This window comes from Frondihabitans sp. PhB188, assembly GCF_003752365.1.
Classification (GTDB): domain Bacteria; phylum Actinomycetota; class Actinomycetes; order Actinomycetales; family Microbacteriaceae; genus Frondihabitans.
The window spans coordinates 185,178-203,259 of the sequence record NZ_RJUO01000005.1; the positions used below are offsets into that span (position 1 = coordinate 185,178).

The window sequence follows — 18,082 nt, forward strand, 5'->3', positions numbered from 1 at the left end:
CGACCTCCGCTACTGCCAGACAGGCGGACCGGCATGCGGCGCGGACTGCTCCTGCTGGCGCATGCGCGCGACGGCGCTGAGGTTCTGCTCCATCAGGTCGTGCAGGGTCGACTGCACGAGGTCGGCGGTGGGGACGTCCCACAGCACGACGGGCCGGTCGAGACCGGTGTTGATGAGCACGTCGCCCGAGCCGAACAGGCTCTGCACCGCGTTCTTGCGGACGGTGAGATCGTAGCCGCGCGTGTGCATGAGCTCCTGCCGGGTGCGCACGAACAGGCCGCGCCGGATCACGATCCGCCGCGTCGTGATCGTGTAGTGCCGGCCGAGCCACGCGAGCAGCGGCAGCAGCCAGACCAGCGCGATCAGCACCAGCGCGGCGATCGGCAGGGCGCTGTTCATCCACGGCTCGGGCAGGGTGCCCCCGAAGAAGCCCGTCGCGGCGCAGATCGCGATCAGCAGGACGGACGGCCAGAACAGCACGCGCGAGTGCGGCCGCAGGCGTGCGATGACCTCCTCGCGGGCCGGCTCGCCGGCGCCCTGCGGCTGCTCGCCCGACTCCGCGGGCGCGCCGAACGCCGCGAACGGGTTCGGCTCAGCGGACGACATGGGTCATTCATACCTCAGGTGCGTGACGTCCCCGGCGGCCACGGCCACCTCGGCGCCGGAATCATCCTTGCGGACGACGATCCGCCCCGTCTCGTCGAGACCGGTCGCGGTGCCGTGCATCATCTCGCCGCCGGGCAGCTCGACCCGCACCCGCCGCCCGACGGTGTCGCACTGGGCCTCGACGACGGAGCGCACGTCGCCGCCTCCGGCGAGCAGGTCGACGAGCCGGCGCAGCTCGATCAGGTAGGCGGCGAAGACGGCGTCGGCGATCTCCTCGGCGCTTCCGGCGGCGCCCTCGATCGCGAGCGACGTCGAGGTCGGCGTGGGCAGGGCGTCGGGAGGGATCGTCAGGTTGATGCCCGACCCCATGACGACTGCCGCAGGAACTCCGGACTCCCAGACGAGGTCGGCCAGCAGGCCCGACACCTTCCACCCCGACACCTGCACGTCGTTCGGCCACTTCAGCGTCACCGACCGCTCCGGCAGGAGGTCGGCCACGGCCGTCCGGAGCGCGGCGCCCGCGAGCAGCGAGAACCAGCCCCACGCGTCGACGGGGAGCACGTCGCCCGACGGCGTCCGCGGCCGCAGCAGGACGCTGGCGGCGAGGCTCTGGCCGGCGGGCGCCTGCCACGAGCGGTCGAGGCGGCCTCGGCCCGACGTCTGGGCGAACGATACGATGACGGCGAAGTCGGGGAGCCCGGGCGCGGCCTCGACGAGGTCGGCGTTGGTCGAGCCCGTCGTCGCGCGCAGGTCGACGACGGAGGCGACGCCTCGGGTGATCGGCAGGATCCCGCTCACGACGTCGCCCCGAACCCGCGCAGGGCGGCCTGCACCCGCGCGCTCCGCGTGACCGCCCCGGTCAGCCGCTGCTCGGCGGCGGTGCCGCGGTAGTCGTAGATCGCGAACCGCCCGCAGCGGACGATCTCCTTCGGCGTGCCGAGATCGGTCACGGTGTCTCCCCAGTAGTCCAGGTGGCCGTTGTCGTCGGGTTGCTCGGCCACGACCACGTAACCTACCCGGGCGCTCTCGGCGGGAGCCAGGTTGGCCAGCCATGGGTACACCGACAGGTCGGAGTTGACCTGCACCAGCTCGACCCCGTCGCCGGCGTAGGCCTGCAGCCCGCGGACCGTCCAGAACTGGCCGGCACCGGAGATTCCGTCGCGCGCGGCCCCCGAGGCCGTCGCCCACTGCGTGAGGCACGAGGCCCCCGGCACGGCCGGGTCGGCGGCGGCGCGGGCCACGGCAGTTCCTGCGCCTGCTCCCGTCGCGACGAGGGCGGCCGCCAGCACCCCGGCCCCGATGGCCCCGAAATTCAAGGAGAAACCAGGCCGGCGGCGCGCAACCACGGGCATCCCGGCCCGTCGCTGCAAAAATCTCCTTGAAATTCGGGAGGCGGGGCGGAGTGAGGCGGGGCGGAGTGAGGGCGGGCGGAGGGAGGCAGGGCGCGGCGCGGCGGCGAGCACGACGACCATCGCGACCAGCGGCACGACCACCAGCGGCTCCGCATACCGGGTAGAGATGCTGCCGATGACCAGCAGCCCCGCCGGCACCGCCGCGACGGTCGCCGACCCGATCAGCAGAGCCAGCGTCCGTGCCGACCGCTCGCGGCGCGCGAGGGCGACCACGGTCGCGACGACAGTCCCGGCGATCAGGACGGCCGCGAGCACCAGCTCGACGAACCCGCCGAGCGTCTGCGCCTGAGTCAGGAGGCTCTGCCGCGCGAAGGCGAGGCTCGCCGCCTGGCCGTCCCAGCGGAAGTACTCCTCCTTCTGCGCGATCAGGAACCTCGAGAGCGGAGTCCTGCCGGCGTAGCCGAGGCCGCTCCCGGCGATCAGGATGCCGGCCGCCAGCAGCGCGCGACGCCAGCGGCTGTGGCGCACGAGCGCGAATGCGGCGAGCGCGAGAATCATCGGCGCGGTGCCCCACAGCACGAAGAGAGGGTTCGAGAAGGTGGCGAGCGCGGCGACGATCAGGAGGGCGGCGGGCGGCCGGTTCCTGCGCCCGTGCCCCGCGCTGATCTGCAGCACGAGGCCGATCGCCGCCACCAGCGCCAGGAGCGTGCCCGAGTAGTAGGTGGTCGTCAGAAAGAGCGAAGCGATCTCTCCTGTGTTGCCGCCCGGCCGCGACTCGAGCAGGCAGGCCGCGGTGAAGACGGCGACTCCGGCGAGGGCCGCGAGCACGGCGCGAGGCCGCGACCGTGTCACCCGGCCCGCGACGAACCGCAGCAGGGCGTAGAGCAGCACCACGTTCAGGACGCCGTTCAGCAGCAGCGCACCCGCGACGCCCCGGGTGACGGCCGCCGACGCGAGGTAGAGCGGCAGTTCCGGAAAGGCGAACAGCACCGGCGACATGCCCCACTGGAACGCCTCGCCGCGCTCGACCGACCGCACCAGCAGAGGCAGCAGCACGCTGTCGCCATCCGAGAGCAGCAGAGCCCGCTTGGCTCCCGACACCGCGTGCCCGAGGGCGATCAGGGCGCAGGAACTCGCGAGAACGACACCGAGCACCTCGATCGCGGCGCTGCGCAGTCGGATCGGGGCCACCCCGGCACACTAGCCGCTCTGCCCGGCCGTCAGGCGCCGGTTGGTTAGAGTTGTCGCCGTGACCGACGAAACCCCCACGACCGACCGCCTCTCCTCCACCGCCGGCAGAGTCGCCGACCTCCAGCAGAGGTTCGACGACGCCGTCACCGCCCCCGAGGCGATCGCGCAGGAGAAGCAGCACAAGCGCGGCAAGAAGACGGCGCGCGAGCGCATCGAGGGCCTGCTCGACCACGGCTCGTTCGTCGAGCTCGACGAGTTCGTCCGTCACCGCACCACAGCCTTCGGCATGGATGCCAAGCGCCCCTACGGCGACTCCGTCGTCACCGGCACCGGCACCATCGGCGGGCGCCAGGTCGCGATCTACTCGCAGGACTTCACCACGTTCGGCGGATCGCTCGGCGAGGTCGCCGGCGAGAAGATCATCAAGGTCATGGAGCTCGCGATCAAGACCGGCGTGCCGATCATCGGCATGCTCGACTCGGGCGGCGCGCGCATCCAGGAGGGCGTCGTCGCGCTCGGCAAGTACGGCGAGATCTTCAAGCTGAACACCGCGGCCTCGGGCGTGATCCCGCAGATCTCGATCATCATGGGCCCGGCGGCCGGCGGTGCGGTCTACTCCCCCGCGCTCACCGACTTCGTCATCATGGTCGACAAGACCAGCCAGATGTTCGTCACCGGCCCCGACGTCATCAAGACCGTCACCGGGGAGGACGTCGGCTTCGAGGAGCTCGGCGGCGCCCTGACCCACAACAAGGTCTCGGGCGTCTCGCACTACCTCGCCTCCGACGAGGACGACGCGCTCGACTACGTCGCGGCCCTGCTGTCGTACCTGCCCGACAACAACCTCACCGACGCCCCGGTGTTCGACGTGGCTCCCGAGATGGAGATCACCGACGCCGACCGCACGCTGAACACGCTCATCCCCGACTCTCCGAACCAGCCGTACGACATGCTCACCGTCATCGAGCACATCGTCGACGACGGCGAGTTCCTCGAGGTGCAGCCGCTGTTCTCTCCGAACATCGTCATCGGCCTCGGCCGCGTCGAGGGCCGCTCGGTCGGCATCATCGCCAACCAGCCGAACGTCATGGCCGGCACGCTCAACATCGACGCCGGAGAGAAGGCCGCGCGCTTCGTGCGCTTCTGCGACGCGTTCTCGATCCCCATCCTCACGCTCGTCGACACCCCCGGATTCCTGCCCGGCACCGACCAGGAGTGGACCGGCATCATCCGCCGCGGCGCCAAGCTCCTCTACGCGTATGCCGAGGCCACCGTGCCGCTGGTCACCGTCATCACCCGCAAGGCGTACGGCGGGGCCTACATCGTCATGGGCTCGAAGCAGCTCGGCGCCGACATCAACCTCGCGTGGCCGACCGCCGAGATCGCCGTGATGGGCGGCCAGGGCGCCGTCAACATCCTCTACCGGTCGGAGATCAAGCGGGCGACGGACGCCGGCGAAGACGTCTCTGCCGTCCGCACCAAGCTCGCGAACGACTACACCTACAACGTGGCGTCGCCGTTCCTCGCGGCGGAGCGCGGCGAGCTCGACGGCATCGTCGAGCCGGCCGCGACCCGCACTGCCGTCATCAAGGCCCTGCGTGCCATGCGCACCAAGCGGGCGTCGCAGCCGGCCAAGAAGCACGGGAACATCCCACTGTGAGCGAGCAGCCCTCTCCGCCCGACGACCCGACCATCCGCGTCGTCTCCGGCAACCCGACACCGGAGGAGCTCGCGGCCGTCACGGCCGTGCTCAGCGCGTTGGCGGCCGAAGCCGAGGCCGAGAGCGCCGCGCGTCGTGTCCCGGAGGGCCAGACCGGCTGGGCCGAGTCGCAGCGCGCGCTCCGCGCGCCGCTGCGCACGGGGCCCGGGCAGTGGACGCGGCACAGCGCCTGATCGACACAGCGCCTGATCGACGACACAGCGCCCAGGTACCCCGTTTCGGTCGTCCCTGGCGATTTCGTACCCCGAAATTCGCATTCCTTTCGACCACGTGCGGCAGACATCCCCACAACGGGGGGCATCGGTTCGAAACGAACCGGACTGTCTGCCCCCCGGTGTCCCCCTAAATGACGACTTTTGGCAACACGCTCAGTTCGGCATTATTACTTGTGCTAGGTGTCTCTCTCAGAGTTACACCACCGAACAGGGGCCGCTACGCGGCCAGGGCTTACTAGGGTAAGCAAGCCTGTGACTGTTCGGGGGCGAGTCAGGGTGATATTCGGGTTGTCGCCCTGACTCGGGGGTTTTGCGAAGGGCCGGACTGGGTGTCCGGCCCTTCTGCAGTTAAGCGGCACGCTCGGGCGGGTGCCGCTTCGCGGGGTCCACCCCAGCCCCGCCGGATCGGCACAGCCCCGCCGTCGCCGCGCCGGGATCGTGCCGTTCCGTCGGGCTTACCGCCCGGTGGCGGCAGTGGCGGCGGGTTCGGGGCGGGCGGCGGCGGCGGTGTCCGGGGCGGCGCCGAGGTCGGCGGGGCTCCCGAGTTCCTGCGCGATCAGGCGTCTACGGCGTCAGCGGGCACGGACGAGCGCGGGATCTGCAGCCACAGGCTGACCTCGTCTTCGTCGTCGTCGTCTTCGTCGTCATCGAAGTCCTCGCCGTCGGCGTTCGACGAACCGAGCGCGCTCGACTGGAGGTCTTCGGAGCTGAGGCCGACGACGGTCACGGCGTACTCGCTGCCGGGAGCCACCGTGCGGATGATGAGGCGGTCGGCCGACGAGTCGCGGATCGCGCTGGCGAGGGCGGCGTGGACGCGGGCGAGCTCGCCGTCTTCGAGGTCGTCGATCCCGCCCTCGTCGAGCAGGCTGACGATGGTGCCGCGGCGGCGCGCTGCCATGACCTCGTGGCGCACGTCGTCGCTGAGCAGCCGGCGTCCGCGGATCTCGTCGCGGATCGCCCCCTCGAGGTTGAGGCACTCCTGGCGTTCGGCCTCGGTGAGGTCGCCACCCGCGGCGACGATGCGCTGCAGCATGGGGCGGGCGGTGCGGCCGGTCTGGAGCAGCCGGAACTGGCGCTCGTTGACGTGGGCCTCCTGAGCGGCCTGCCAGTCGGCGGCCTCCTGCTCGGCCCGGATGAACTCGCGGGTGTCCCGGCTGGCGCGGGCCAGGGTGACCTGGAGAGCGTGCGAGATGCCGACCCAGCTCACGCTGCCGACCACGCCGAGGCTGGCGACGTCGGCGAAGGTGCCGCTCCAGACAACCGAGTGCACGACGAGGAATCCGACGCCGGCCCAGGCGAATCCGTGACGGCGACGGGTCGACACGATGACCATGAGGGTGCCGACGGCGGCGACGTACCAGGTGGCGTAGCCGTTGCCGCCGGGGCGGTGCGGGTCGAGCTGCGACGCGACGGCGAGCGGAAGGATGATCGAGACGGCGAGGCACAGGCATGCGATCCACACCGGCATGGTGAGGCTCTTCGACTTGTTCGGGTACAGCGCGACGATCGTCGCCGCGGCGTAGAGCGCCATGCAGATGAGCACCGGCACCGGGTTGCGCGGCACCTCGAGCGACACGAAGGCCAGCAGCAGGTGGTATAGCGAGAAGATGCCGGCGAGGCCGATAGGCAGCCAGCGGGGAAGCTTGACGTTCACGAGATCTCCTGCTGGACGGTTGCGTGCTCGGGGATCGAGCGCTCGGGGATGGATTCGGCGGCGTCTGGCTCTTCGGCTCGCGGCGCCTGCCGCGGCCAGGCCAGGTCGATGACCGTGCCGGAGCCGGTCTTGGTGTGGATGGTGGCCTCGCCGCCGGCGTTCGACAGCCGCTCGGTGATCGAGACGCGGACTCCGAGCCGTTCGCCCGGGACGGCTGCCGGGTTGAAGCCGGAGCCGGTGTCGCCGACCTCGACTCGCACCCGGCCGCCGGCCCACTTGAGGCTCACCCACCGCGACACGTCGTCGCCGCCGGCGTGCTGGACGCTGTTGACCACGGCCTGGACGGCTGCCGAGTAGAGCGCCTCAGCGGCCCCGGCCGGGATGGAGTGGTCGTCGAGGCCTTTCGAGCTCACCTCGACCTCCGCGCCGAGCCCGTCGATCAGGACCTCGATGCGCTCCTGCATCGACGTCAGCGACGTCGACGACTCGTCGAACGGGGTGACGCTGGCCGAGGTGGTCAGGTGCGACATCGCGTTCCGGGCCATCGTCGTGGCGAGCGCCATCTCGTCGGGCGAGTAGGCGCGCGCCGCCGAGATGAAGGTCGTCAGGACGCTGTCGTGGACGATCGCGTCGACCTGCACGCGCTCGAGCTCGGTCGCGTGCTCGCGGATGGCTCCCGAGTACCGGGCGACCGCCATGTTCTGGGCTCCGTCCACTGCGGCGGACGCCTGCCGCAGCAGGATGATCAGGATCAGGACGGCGCCACCGAGGATCACCGAGTAGATCGTGTCGAGCGAGGCCCAGAACGGCAGGAGGCCGCCGCCCGACGGCGTGAGCTCGATGAGGCCGTAGATCGTCGGCGCCAGGATCAGATAGACGGTGGCGATCCAGCGCGAGAAGGCGATGGCGGCGGCCGAGGTCGCGACCGAGATGAGGTAGTACAGCCAGGGCGACTGGGGCAGGACGGTCGTCGGGTCGCGCACGGCGAGCGGCCAGGTCACGAGCGCGACCAGGAACGAGATCGCGACGAACGCGGCCGCGGTCTCGATGCCGCGCATGAAGACGCTCGCCACGCCCACGGCGAGGATGCCGCCGAAGACGGCGATCGAGATGATCCAGCCCCAGGCGGGCTGCATGCTGCCCTGCTGCGCGATCAGGGAGGGGATCGACTGGAGGCCGAAGACGATCCCGAGTGCGGCTAGAGCGCGCGCGAAGATCTTGTCGAGCAGCGGGCCGCTGATCGGGTTGCGTGTGGGCCTCGGTCGGAACGCAGGAACGGAGGAGGCTCCGTCAGCGGCCATCGCCGCCGTCCGCATCGAGCCCGGGCAGGATTCCGTCTTCGACGGCCCGGCGCAGGAGGTCGACCTTCGTCGGGGCCGGGCGGCCGACCTCGACGTACTTCACGCGGATGCGGTCGAGGTACTCGCGCGCGGTCGAGTAGCCGATGCCGAGCTGCTGGGCGGCCAGCTTGAGCGGCAGACCCGATGCATAGAGGTGCAGGATCTCGCGCTCCCGCCGCCCGAGCTGCGCCTTGGCGAAGTCACGGTCGGCGTCGATCGCGCTCGCCCACTCGAGGTTGTTCAGGACGTCGCCGCGGGCGACGGTCGCGACGGCGGCCATGACGGTCTTGGTCGCGGACGACTTCGGGATGACACCGGCGGCGCCTGCGGCCAGCGCCTCGCGGACCGATGCGACGCGGTCGGCGATGCTGTGGACGAGGACGGCCGAGCCGGTCGCCTGCACGCGCTTGACGTTCTCGGTGACGGTCGAGCCGTCGCCGAGGGAGAGGTCGAGCACCACGACGTCGACCTCGCGCCCGGCGAGGTTGTCGACGAACTCCTGGACGCCGGCCGCCGTGAGGATCACGGTGAAGCCCTCGTTCTGGCACGCCGCCTGAATGCCGAGGCGCACCGACTCGTGGTCGTCGACGATGGCGACGCGGACGGGAGCGGCGCTCCGGGGTGTGGGAGCGTTGCTCGGGTCAGTCGTGGTTTCTGGCACGATCATCCTTCGTTCGATGGACGCGTCGGGTCCCTGATTTCCCCGGGCGTCCACCCGGAATTCTATCGGGATCGGTCACTCTCGACGGGCGAGGCGCACCACGGTTTCAAGATGGTGGGTGTTCGGGAACAGGTCGAAGGCACGAATGCCCTCGACTGCGTAGCCGTCCTCCGCGAAGAGGGCGACGTCCCGAGCGAGCGCGACCGGATCGCAGGCGACATAGATCACCTGCGCGGGCCCTGCCGACGTTATCCGCCCCACCACGTCTTTCCCAGCCCCCGATCGGGGTGGGTCGAGCACGATCGTGGCCTTGGCCAGGCGGTCGCTCTCGCCCTTGCTGAGCTTCGTGGCGAGGTCGCGGATCCAGCGCTCGACGCGTCCGGTCTCGGCGGTGGCGCCGATCCACTCCTTGAGATTCTCGGAGGCGTGGTCGGTCGCCCGCGGGTCGCTCTCGACGCTGGTGATCCGGACGGCCTGGCCGAAGCGGTCGCCGACCGCGGCGGCCAGCAGGCCCACTCCCCCGTAGAGGTCCAGGTTCATGGCACGCGGGTCGAACAGGTCGGGGTCGATGAGGTCCTGGACGGCTGCGGTGAGCGTCGTCGCCGCTCCATGGTGCACCTGCCAGAAACCGCCGTCGTCGAGGCGGAACTCGCGATCGCCGACGCGCTCGACCACTGTGGTCCGCGCCTGCTTGCCGATGATCAGGCGGGCGCCGCCCTCGCTCGGCTCGAGCACGTCGACGTGCTCCTCGCCGGCGAACAGCTGGTCGAGAGGCGCGGCCTCCTCGACCGCCGCGGTGGCCAGGGGGAGGTCGTCGACGGCGACGACCGTGTGCGAGCGGGCGGCGTACGGGCCGGGTCTGCCCGCCTCGTCGACGTGCAGGCGCACGCGGGTGCGCCACCGCGTGCCCGAGACGCCGTCGTCGCCGGCGAGGGGCTCCACGACGACCTCGGGGGTGATCCTGCCCATGCGCTCGAGGGCGTCGGCGAGGACCTGGCGCTTCAGCTCGCGCTGGTGATCGAGGGTGATGTGGCCGAACTCGGCGCCGCCGGCTCGCTGCGACGGATCGCGATCGATGGAGGCCGCCGACCAGACGTGCTCCTGGCGGTGCGGCGACGCCTCGAGCACCTCGACGGCGTCGGCTCGCCAGAACGACTTCTTGCGGTCGTCGGTGATGCGGGCGCGCACTCGCTCGCCGGGGATCGCGTCGCTCACGAAGACGACCCGTCCGTCGAGCCGCGCGACGGAGATCCCGCCGTGCGCGATGGAGGTGACGTCGAGGTCGACGTCCTGGCCAGTGAGTTCACCCATGCCTCCTATTGTCCACGCGCGCCCCTCGCCGCATGCGCCAAGCTGGTCGCATGACGGTCCGCCTCTACCTCGCCAGCACCTCCCCCGCCCGCCTCTCGCTCCTGCGCGCCGCCGGCATCGAGCCGGTGCTGATCTCCCCCGGCGTCGACGAGGACGAGGCGGTCGCCGTCGAGTCGCTCCGGCTCGGCCGTCCCCTCGATGCCGTCGAGACCGTGTCTCTCCTGGCGCGCGCCAAGGCCGAGGCCGTGATCGGCGCCACTGTCGACGGCGAGCCGATCGACGGCTTCGTGCTCGGGGGCGACTCGGCGTTCGAGATCGAGGGCGACGTGCTCGGCAAGCCGCACGAGCCGGCCGTCGCCACCGCGCGCTGGGCGCAGATGGCCCGGGTCGGGCACGGCGTGCTGCACTCGGGCCACCACCTTCTGGACCATCGCGGCGGGGTTCCCCACCAGGGCGCGTCAGCCACGGCCTCGGCCCGGCTCACCTTCGCCGACGACCTGACCGACGCCGAGATCGCCGCCTACGTCGCCTCGCGCGAACCGCTCGAGGTCGCCGGCGCCTTCACCATCGACGGACTCGCCTCGGCCTTCATCACCGACATCGAGGGCACGCCGTCTGCGGTGGTGGGCCTCTCGATCCCCGTGCTCCGACGTCTCTTCCGGCAGCACTTCGGCGTCGAGTGGCACGAGCTGTGGCCGACGGACTTGTAGACCACCTCTTGTGCCGATTGCCCGTTTTTGTGCGGGGCATCCAAAGGGGGTGCATTCGGTACCCCTAGGCTTGGTTCTCATGCCGCGTATTACAAAGGTGCTCATCGCCAACCGTGGAGAGATCGCAGTCCGGGTCATCCGCGCCGCGCGAGACAGCAGCATCGCGTCCGTCGCGGTCTACGCCGACCAAGACCGCGACGCGCTCCACGCCCGCCTCGCCGACGAGGCCTACTCGCTCGACGGCACCACGAGCGCCGACACCTACCTCGTGATCGACAAGATCCTCTCGGTGGCCCGCCGCTCGGGCGCCGACGCCGTGCACCCCGGCTACGGATTCCTCGCCGAGAACGCCGACTTCGCCCGCGCCGTCATCGATGCGGGGCTCGTCTGGATCGGCCCCTCGCCCGAGGCGATCGAGCAGCTCGGCGACAAGGTGTCCGCTCGGCACATCGCCGAGCGGGTCGGAGCGCCGCTCGCTCCCGGCACCCTGAACCCGGTCTCCGGCGCCGACGAGGTGCTCGACTTCGTCGACACGCACGGCCTCCCGGTCGCCATCAAGGCGGCGTTCGGCGGCGGCGGTCGCGGTCTCAAGGTCGCCCGCACCCGCGAAGAGGTGCCCGAGATGTTCGACTCCGCGACCCGCGAGGCCATCGCCGCCTTCGGTCGCGGCGAGTGCTTCGTCGAGAAGTACCTCGACGAGCCCCGGCACGTCGAGACCCAGTGCCTCGCCGACCAGCACGGAAACGTCGTCGTCGTCTCGACCCGCGACTGCTCGCTTCAGCGCCGCCACCAGAAGCTCGTCGAAGAGGCGCCCGCGCCCTTCCTCACCGACGCCCAGCACGACGCCCTCTACGCCGCTTCGAAGGCGATCCTCCGCGAGGTCGGCTACGTCGGCGCCGGCACCTGCGAGTTCCTCATCGGCAAAGACGGCACGGTCTCCTTCCTCGAGGTCAACACCCGCCTGCAGGTCGAGCACCCGGTCAGCGAAGAGGTCACCGGCATCGACCTGGTGCGCGAGCAGTTCCGCCTCGCCGAGGGCGGCGTCCTCGACTACGACGACCCCGAGCCCGTCGGCCACTCGTTCGAGTTCCGCATCAACGGCGAAGACCCGGGCAGGAACTTCCTCCCGGCACCCGGCCCCGTCCACGTCTTCAAGGCGCCCGGCGGCCCCGGCGTCCGCGTCGACACCGGCGTGCAGTCGGGCGACGAGATCTCCGGCGCGTTCGACTCCCTCCTCGCCAAGCTCATCGTGACCGGCGCCTCGCGCGAGGACGCCCTCGAGCGCTCGCGCCGCGCACTCGACGAGTTCGAGGTGGCCGGCCTGCCGACCGTGCTCCCCTTCCATCGCGCGATCGTCTCCGACCCCGCCTTCGCCCCCGCGGGCGGCAAGCCGTTCTCCATCTACACGCGCTGGATCGAGACCGAGTTCGACAACACGATCCCCGCCTGGAGCGGCGAGGCCTCGGCCCCGTCCGTCGCCGGCGAGCGCTCGACGGTCGTCGTGGAGGTGGCCGGAAAGCGCATCGAGGTGACGCTCCCCGCGTCGCTCGGCACCCGCTCCGCCGACCCGGTCGCGCCGAGCAGGCGTCGCAGCGGCGCCCGCAGCGGTGGCGCCGTCGCCACCGGCAACGCGGTCAAGGCGCCGATGCAGGCTACCGTCGTCAAGCTCGCCGTCGAGAACGGGCAGAAGGTCGTCAAGGGCGACCTCGTGCTCGTGCTCGAGGCGATGAAGATGGAGCAGCCGGTCGCCGCCCACCGCGACGGCGTCGTGTCGGGCATCGACGCGACCGTCGGCGCGACGGTGTCGTCGGGACACGTGCTGCTGAGCATCGAGGACTGAGCGGGGCGCGGGCGGCGCGGTGCTGGGCGCTCGTGTGCCCGTTCCTGCTGTCGTGCCCGTTCCTGCTGTCGTGCCCGTTCCTGTCGTCGTGCCGGTCCTGTCGTCGTGACCGTTCCTGTCGTCGTGCCCGTTCCTTGTGTAAGGACGCCGCGCGCCTTCGCCAGGAGCGCGCGACCGTTCTGCACCGCCCACAAGGCAATCCGCCCCGTGTTCGTCCCTTCCCGAGGACGACCGTCGCGAGAGTCCTTGCGAACTGCCGTACTCACGACGCCACGTTCGCCACGGCATCCAGCACCATCCGCTCCACCCACGGCCACTGGTCGCGCACGTGCTCGGCGGTGAAGCGCAGCGTCACGATCCCCTGCGCAGCGGCTTCGGCATCCCGCCGTCGGTCCTCGCCGAACTGCGCCCGGCTGCCGTGGAACGCGAAGCCGTCCACCTCGACGGCGACGCGCGTGCCGAGCAGGCGCAGGTCGACGTGCCCGACCCGCGACAGCGAGGCCTGCCGCTCCACCACGTAGCCGAGCCGCTCGAGGCGCAGCCGCACGATCGTCTCCAGCCCGGACTGCGCGCCCGGCCGACACCGCTCGATCGCCCGCCCAGCTGACGGAGTGAGCCCCGATGCGATTCGATACACCGTCTCCTGCTCGACGAGACCCGTCGTGAGCGCGCTCTCGACGGTCGCGGTCGCCGTCTCGAGGTCCGCCCAGCGGAGCACCTGACGCAGGCAGCGCTCGGGCGACACGCGCCAGGCCCAGGCGACGTCGCGAGGGTCGTCGTTCCAGTGCACGACCACTGTCCGCCCCTCGATCGTCCGGACCGAGCGGAGCTGCTCGCGCCGCGTCTTCGGGACCATCGCCGAGTTCCGCGGCACGACCACGTGCAGCCGGTCGTCCCAGCCGTCCCACAGCCCGTACGAGGCCGCGGCTGAGAGCCCCGCCAGCCGGCCGCCAGCGCGCACCGCGAGCAACGCGGCCGGCGACGCGTCCGGCAGGGCGTAGAGGCCGCGCCGCACTCGCAGCAGCCGCCCGTCGGCCACGGCGGCCGCCAGGTGCCGCGGGGCGACGCCGCCGGAGAAGAGCCCGCGGGTCGTGGCGATGCCGCCGGCGGAACGAAGGATGCGCTCGAAGTTGTCCATGCCCCGAGCCTGCGGCGGCGGCTAGGCGCGGAACGAGAGAGGCGGCGCGCTGTGGAGAGACGACGGCAATTCCTGCGCCCTGTGGAAAACGATTCACCCCCGATATGGGGGTACCGACCGGTCGCGCGTGTCGGTGGCCCGACATAGGGTTTTGACAGGTCGAACCGGGGGCTCATCGACAGGGCTTCGCGCATGGCCGCGTCGAACGGATCTCTCGTGAAAAACACCCTCCATGCCCGAATTGCGGGTCTGGCCCTCGCCTCTCTGCTGGCCGCTGCGCTGGTGCTGGCCGTCGGCCTGGGCGGCAGCGCCGCGCCCGCGACGGCAGAGTCCGCCTTCGTGACGAAGTCGCCGACTGTCTCAGGCACACGGCAGGTCGGGAAGACACTGACCGTGACGGTCGCGACCTGGTCGCCGCGGCCCACCACGACGAACTACCGCTGGTATCGCGACGGTCAGCCGATCGACGGGGCCACCCACGCGTCGTACACCTTGACGAGCCGTGACTACGGCACGACCGTCGTGGCCAAGGTCGCGGGCCACCGCACCGGCTACGCGACCGCCGCTCGCGGGACGATCGTCGGCGCCATCGCCAAGGCGCCGGGTGCCGTGCTGACCAGCCGTCCGATCGTCGAGGGAATCGCCCGCGCGGGCGTCACGCTGACTCTGACGAAGGGCAGCTGGAGCCTGTCGAACCTCTCGTACGCGTACTCGTGGTTTCGCAACGGGGTCGCGATTCACGGCGCGACGACCCAGCATTACAAGGTCGGCAGCCTCGACATCGGGCAGCGCCTCTCCGGTCACGTGACAGTGCAGAAGACCGGCTACGCGGCGAGCGCGGCGGCGAGCGCCGAGACCGCACCGGGGGCCCGGGCTCTGGTCGCGTTCTCGGGCGACGGCGTGAAGAAGGTGGGGCGCGACGTCGCGCCCGGCGTCTACTACACCTACCCCGACCAGACCGGGATCTGCGACTACGGACGCCTCCGGTCGGCGACCCCCGGCGACTTCGTGAACGACGGCGACGGACTCCCCTTCGACACGTCCGTCCTCAACGGCCAGGCGCTGATGAACGTTCGAGCCAAGGACACCTACATCGAGACCACCGGCTGCGGCCAATGGCACCGGATCTCGTCCGCGGGGCCGGCTCGCTCGATCATCCCCGGTGAGGGCATGTGGAAGGTGGGCACGCAGATCACTCCTGGCACGTACCAGGTCACCGTGCCCTCGAACAGCTACGGCTGCGATTTCGGCACCCTCCACGACTCCGAGTGGAACGAGATCAACCACGAGGGATTCAAGCACCGCGGCTTCATCGCGACCCTGACGGTCAAATCGACCGACTTCGCCGTCAAGTCGTACGGCTGCGGCACCTGGACCCGCATCAAGTAACGGCGCATAGGGCCCCGACGAGGCCAGCGATCACCGCCGGCCGGGCCGGCGCCCTTCGTCGTACTCGCTGACATCCTGCGGCCTGTGGAGAGTCTCGACGAGGGATCCCCGACGGCCCCTAGAGTGGTTCGCATGTCTTCGACCACCACGAATCCCGTCGGCGCGAACCCGCTCGACGACCCGTCCGCCGACCCCGCCGAGATCGCGCAGACGGCCGCCGCCGAGATCGCGAGCGCCACCGGCGTCGCCCGCCACGACATCGCCCTCACCCTGGGCAGCGGCTGGGGCAAGGCCTCCGAGCTGCTGGGCGAGACCGTCGCCGAGGTGCCCGCCGCCGAGATCACCGGCTTCACCGCTTCGGCGGTCGTGGGCCACTCCGGCACGCTGCGCAGCGTCCGTCTGGCCGACGGCCGGCACGCGCTCATCATCGGCGCGCGCACGCACTACTACGAGGGGCACGGAGTCCGCCGAGTCGTCCACAGCGTCCGCACCGCGGCGGCCACCGGCGCGAAGATCATGATCCTGACCAACGGCGCCGGCGGCATCCGCGAGAGCTGGACCCCCGGGCAGCCCGTGCTCATCAGCGACCACATCAACCTGACAGCCGACTCGCCCCTCGAGGGCGCGACGTTCATCGACCTCACCGACCTCTACTCGAAGCGCCTCCGCGACATCGCGCGCACCATCGACCCGAGCCTCGACGAGGGCGTGTACTGCCAGTTCCGCGGGCCGCACTACGAGACCCCGGCCGAGGTGCAGATGGCCAAGGCGATCGGCGGTCACATCGTCGGGATGTCGACCAGCCTCGAGGCGATCGCCGCCCGCCAGTCGGGCATGGAGGTGCTCGGCTTCTCGCTGATCACCAACCTCGCCGCCGGCATCTCGCCCGAGCCGCTCAGCCACGCCGAAGTGCTCGAAGCCGGCCGCACGGCAGAGCCGGTGATCAGCGACCTCCTCGCCCGCGTCGTGGCGGCGCTGTGAGCCTGCCAGAGACCCTTCGCTCCACCGCCGAGGCCTGGCTCGCGCAAGACCCCGACCCCGAGACGCGCGACGAGCTCACCGCTCTGGTGACCGCGGCCGACGGCGGCGACGAGACCGCTGCGGCCGATCTCGCCGACCGGTTCGACGGACGCCTGCAGTTCGGCACCGCAGGGCTCCGCGGCGAGCTGGGGGCGGGCTCGACGCGCATGAACCGCGTGCTGGTCGGCCAGGCCGCCGGCGGTTTCGCGAAGTTCCTGCTCTCGAGGTCGTCGGGTGCGGGCACGTCCGGGGCCGAGGGCAGCGTTTCCTCCGGGTCGCAGGAACGGACTCGTCGGGCCCCGAGCATCGTCATCGGCTACGACGGCCGCACCAACTCCGACGTCTTCGCCCGCGACACCGCCGAGATCATGGCCGGGGCGGGTATCCGCGCTGTCCTGCTCCCCCGCGCTCTGCCGACGCCCGTGCTCGCGTTCGCCGTGCGGCACCTCGATGTCTCGGCCGGCGTCATGGTCACGGCCAGCCACAACCCCCCGCGCGACAACGGCTACAAGGTGTACCTGGGCGACGACGACCATGGGTCGCAGATCGTCAGCCCGGTCGACGGCCAGATCGCCGCATTCATCGACGAAGTCGCAGGCGGCTCGGTGCTCGACCTTGCGCGCTCCGACGAGTACGAGACCGCCGGCGACGACCTGGTGAGCGAGTACGTGCGGGTGACGGCGGCGATCTCCGGCACGTCGGACCCACTGGCGGAGCCCGCCCTCGTCGACACTGCGCCGACGGCGACGAGCCCTGCCCCGCTCCGCGTCGTCTACACAGCTATGCACGGCGTCGGTTGGGAGGTCGCGCGGCGTGTGTTCGCCACGGCGGGCTTCCCCGAGCCGATCCCGGTCGCCGAGCAGGTGGTGCCCGACGCCGCCTTCCCCACCGTGGCGTTCCCGAACCCCGAAGAGCCCGGCGCCATGGACCTCTCGTTCGCCACGGCCTCGCGGGTCGAAGCCGACCTGATCCTCGCCAACGACCCTGACGCCGACCGGCTCGCGGTGGCGATCCCCGGTGCCGACGGCGAGTCCACCAGCTGGCGTCAGCTCACCGGCAACGAGGTCGGTGCCCTGCTCGGGTGGCGGGCCGCGGAGCGCGCGACCGCTACCGGCGCGACCGCTGATGGTGCCGCCGCATCGTCCGATGCGGCGGCTGGTGCCGGCGCGACCGCTTCGTCGGCCTCAGCCGATTCGACGCCGGGCGCACTGGCCGCGAGCATCGTCTCGTCGCCGGCGCTCCGCGCCGTCGCCGACTCCTTCGGGCTGCCGTTCGTCGACACGCTCACGGGGTTCAAGTGGGTGTCTCGCGTGCCCGGCCTCGTCTACGGCTACGAGGAGGCTCTCGGCTACCTCGTCGACCCGGCCAAGGTCCGTGACAAGGACGGGATCTCAGCTGCGGTCGGCATGCTCGCCCTCGCGACCGAGCTCGCCACGAGCGGCAGCTCCCTGCGCCAGCACCTCGCCGACTTCGACGCCCGCTTCGGCGCCTTCGCGTCGTCGCAGGTGTCGTTGCGCGTGACCGACCTGGCCCAGATCCCCCGCATCACGTCCGCGTTGCGCGCGACGCCGCCGACCGCAATCGGAGGGCACCCCGTCGATCGGCTCGACGATTTCGCCGACGGGTTCGAGTCGTTCCCGCCCGGCGACATCCTGCGCTTCTGGCTCAGTGGTGACGAGAGCCACGACGGCTCCCGGGTCATCGTGCGACCCAGCGGAACCGAGCCGAAGCTCAAGGTCTACATCGACGCATGGAGCACGACCGGCGACGCAGCTGCGCGGCGCGCGGCGGCCGACGCCGTCGTGGCTGAGCTCGACGCCGGGGTGCGCGCGCTGCTGCACTGAGTGGGTCGGTTCGCAAGGACTCTCGGCGACGGCATCCTTGTCGGCGATGCAGAAAGGCGTCGAACTCCTCGTGGGGCGTGCACCGACGCCG

General features: G+C 71.2%; 15 protein-coding genes. 7 read left to right on the forward strand and 8 right to left on the reverse strand.

The window, feature by feature from the left end; all coding sequences use genetic code 11:
- Nucleotides 1-9: 9 nt before the first annotated feature.
- From EDF46_RS15835 to EDF46_RS18570, 3 genes are read right to left on the reverse strand one after another with little or no spacing between them, the layout of a single operon-like run.
- Nucleotides 10-606, reverse strand: coding sequence for a PH domain-containing protein (locus EDF46_RS15835; RefSeq protein WP_233580071.1), 597 nt, complete (start codon nucleotides 604-606; stop codon nucleotides 10-12).
- Between the two features lie 3 nt (nucleotides 607-609).
- The gene (locus tag EDF46_RS15840) at nucleotides 610-1,404 is read right to left on the reverse strand and encodes a biotin--[acetyl-CoA-carboxylase] ligase (protein WP_199738300.1); all 795 of its coding nucleotides are present in this window, start codon (nucleotides 1,402-1,404) and stop codon (nucleotides 610-612) included.
- Entirely contained in the window at nucleotides 1,401-3,149 is a 1,749-nt protein-coding gene (locus EDF46_RS18570; protein ID WP_199738301.1) for a hypothetical protein, read from the reverse strand. The genes EDF46_RS15840 and EDF46_RS18570 overlap by 4 nt, the downstream gene beginning before the upstream one ends.
- Nucleotides 3,150-3,207: 58 nt before the next feature.
- On the opposite strand from EDF46_RS18570, the gene EDF46_RS15845 reads away from it, so the two are divergent.
- Both EDF46_RS15845 and EDF46_RS15850 read left to right on the forward strand, forming a co-directional pair.
- Nucleotides 3,208-4,809 carry an acyl-CoA carboxylase subunit beta gene (locus EDF46_RS15845; protein WP_123507286.1) on the forward strand — a complete coding sequence of 534 codons (1,602 nt, stop codon included), beginning with the start codon at nucleotides 3,208-3,210 and terminating at the stop codon, nucleotides 4,807-4,809.
- The gene (locus EDF46_RS15850; protein ID WP_123507287.1) at nucleotides 4,806-5,042 is read left to right on the forward strand and encodes an acyl-CoA carboxylase subunit epsilon; all 237 of its coding nucleotides are present in this window, start codon (nucleotides 4,806-4,808) and stop codon (nucleotides 5,040-5,042) included. Before EDF46_RS15845 ends, EDF46_RS15850 begins: the two co-directional genes overlap by 4 nt.
- A gap of 598 nt (nucleotides 5,043-5,640) precedes the next feature.
- Here EDF46_RS15850 and EDF46_RS15855 read toward each other — a convergent pair.
- The 4 genes from EDF46_RS15855 to EDF46_RS15870 form a co-directional block, all read right to left on the reverse strand.
- Nucleotides 5,641-6,738 carry a hypothetical protein gene (locus EDF46_RS15855; protein WP_123507288.1) on the reverse strand — a complete coding sequence of 366 codons (1,098 nt, stop codon included), beginning with the start codon at nucleotides 6,736-6,738 and terminating at the stop codon, nucleotides 5,641-5,643.
- Complete coding sequence (locus tag EDF46_RS15860) at nucleotides 6,735-8,039, reverse strand: sensor histidine kinase (protein WP_158614278.1); 1,305 nt, start codon at nucleotides 8,037-8,039, stop codon at nucleotides 6,735-6,737. The genes EDF46_RS15855 and EDF46_RS15860 overlap by 4 nt, the downstream gene beginning before the upstream one ends.
- The gene (locus EDF46_RS15865; RefSeq protein ID WP_123507550.1) at nucleotides 8,029-8,739 is read right to left on the reverse strand and encodes a response regulator transcription factor; all 711 of its coding nucleotides are present in this window, start codon (nucleotides 8,737-8,739) and stop codon (nucleotides 8,029-8,031) included. The genes EDF46_RS15860 and EDF46_RS15865 overlap by 11 nt, the downstream gene beginning before the upstream one ends.
- Before the next feature lie 75 nt (nucleotides 8,740-8,814).
- Nucleotides 8,815-10,050 carry a class I SAM-dependent RNA methyltransferase gene (locus EDF46_RS15870; RefSeq protein ID WP_123507290.1) on the reverse strand — a complete coding sequence of 412 codons (1,236 nt, stop codon included), beginning with the start codon at nucleotides 10,048-10,050 and terminating at the stop codon, nucleotides 8,815-8,817.
- A gap of 50 nt (nucleotides 10,051-10,100) precedes the next feature.
- On the opposite strand from EDF46_RS15870, the gene EDF46_RS15875 reads away from it, so the two are divergent.
- Both EDF46_RS15875 and EDF46_RS15880 read left to right on the forward strand, forming a co-directional pair.
- Nucleotides 10,101-10,760: a nucleoside triphosphate pyrophosphatase gene (locus tag EDF46_RS15875; RefSeq protein ID WP_123507291.1), complete on the forward strand. Its 660-nt coding sequence runs from the start codon at nucleotides 10,101-10,103 to the stop codon at nucleotides 10,758-10,760.
- Nucleotides 10,761-10,839: 79 nt separating this feature from the next.
- Nucleotides 10,840-12,600: a biotin carboxylase N-terminal domain-containing protein gene (locus tag EDF46_RS15880; RefSeq protein ID WP_123507292.1), complete on the forward strand. Its 1,761-nt coding sequence runs from the start codon at nucleotides 10,840-10,842 to the stop codon at nucleotides 12,598-12,600.
- 262 nt (nucleotides 12,601-12,862) lie between these two features.
- Here the strand turns inward: EDF46_RS15880 and EDF46_RS15885 are convergent, their stop codons facing one another.
- A complete protein-coding gene (locus EDF46_RS15885; protein WP_123507293.1) occupies nucleotides 12,863-13,738 on the reverse strand; it encodes a type IV toxin-antitoxin system AbiEi family antitoxin domain-containing protein in 876 nt (291 codons plus the stop codon).
- Nucleotides 13,739-13,954: 216 nt separating this feature from the next.
- Here EDF46_RS15885 and EDF46_RS15890 point away from each other — a divergent pair, with 216 nt between their 5' ends.
- The 3 genes from EDF46_RS15890 (at nucleotide 13,955) to EDF46_RS15900 (ending at nucleotide 17,991) form a co-directional block, all read left to right on the forward strand.
- Entirely contained in the window at nucleotides 13,955-15,127 is a 1,173-nt protein-coding gene (locus EDF46_RS15890) for an immunoglobulin domain-containing protein (RefSeq protein ID WP_148061239.1), read from the forward strand.
- Nucleotides 15,128-15,259: 132 nt separating this feature from the next.
- Nucleotides 15,260-16,108 (forward strand): purine-nucleoside phosphorylase, encoded by an 849-nt coding sequence (locus tag EDF46_RS15895; RefSeq protein WP_123507295.1) that lies wholly within the window; start codon nucleotides 15,260-15,262, stop codon nucleotides 16,106-16,108.
- A gap of 2 nt (nucleotides 16,109-16,110) precedes the next feature.
- Nucleotides 16,111-17,991: a phospho-sugar mutase gene (locus EDF46_RS15900; RefSeq protein ID WP_123507552.1), complete on the forward strand. Its 1,881-nt coding sequence runs from the start codon at nucleotides 16,111-16,113 to the stop codon at nucleotides 17,989-17,991.
- The last annotated feature ends 91 nt before the right edge of the window (nucleotides 17,992-18,082 follow it).

What these genes read in the sequence shown, in the direction of transcription:
- EDF46_RS15835 (WP_233580071.1), bottom strand. Translation starts at nt 606, where the DNA reads ATGTCGTCCGCTGAGCCGAACCCGTTCGCGGCGTTCGGCGCGCCCGCG.
- EDF46_RS15860 (WP_158614278.1), bottom strand. Translation starts at nt 8,039, where the DNA reads ATGGCCGCTGACGGAGCCTCCTCCGTTCCTGCGTTCCGACCGAGGCCC.
- EDF46_RS15870 (WP_123507290.1), bottom strand. Translation starts at nt 10,050, where the DNA reads ATGGGTGAACTCACTGGCCAGGACGTCGACCTCGACGTCACCTCCATC.
- EDF46_RS15875 (WP_123507291.1), top strand. Translation starts at nt 10,101, where the DNA reads ATGACGGTCCGCCTCTACCTCGCCAGCACCTCCCCCGCCCGCCTCTCG.
- EDF46_RS15880 (WP_123507292.1), top strand. Translation starts at nt 10,840, where the DNA reads ATGCCGCGTATTACAAAGGTGCTCATCGCCAACCGTGGAGAGATCGCA.
- EDF46_RS15885 (WP_123507293.1), bottom strand. Translation starts at nt 13,738, where the DNA reads ATGGACAACTTCGAGCGCATCCTTCGTTCCGCCGGCGGCATCGCCACG.
- EDF46_RS15895 (WP_123507295.1), top strand. Translation starts at nt 15,260, where the DNA reads ATGTCTTCGACCACCACGAATCCCGTCGGCGCGAACCCGCTCGACGAC.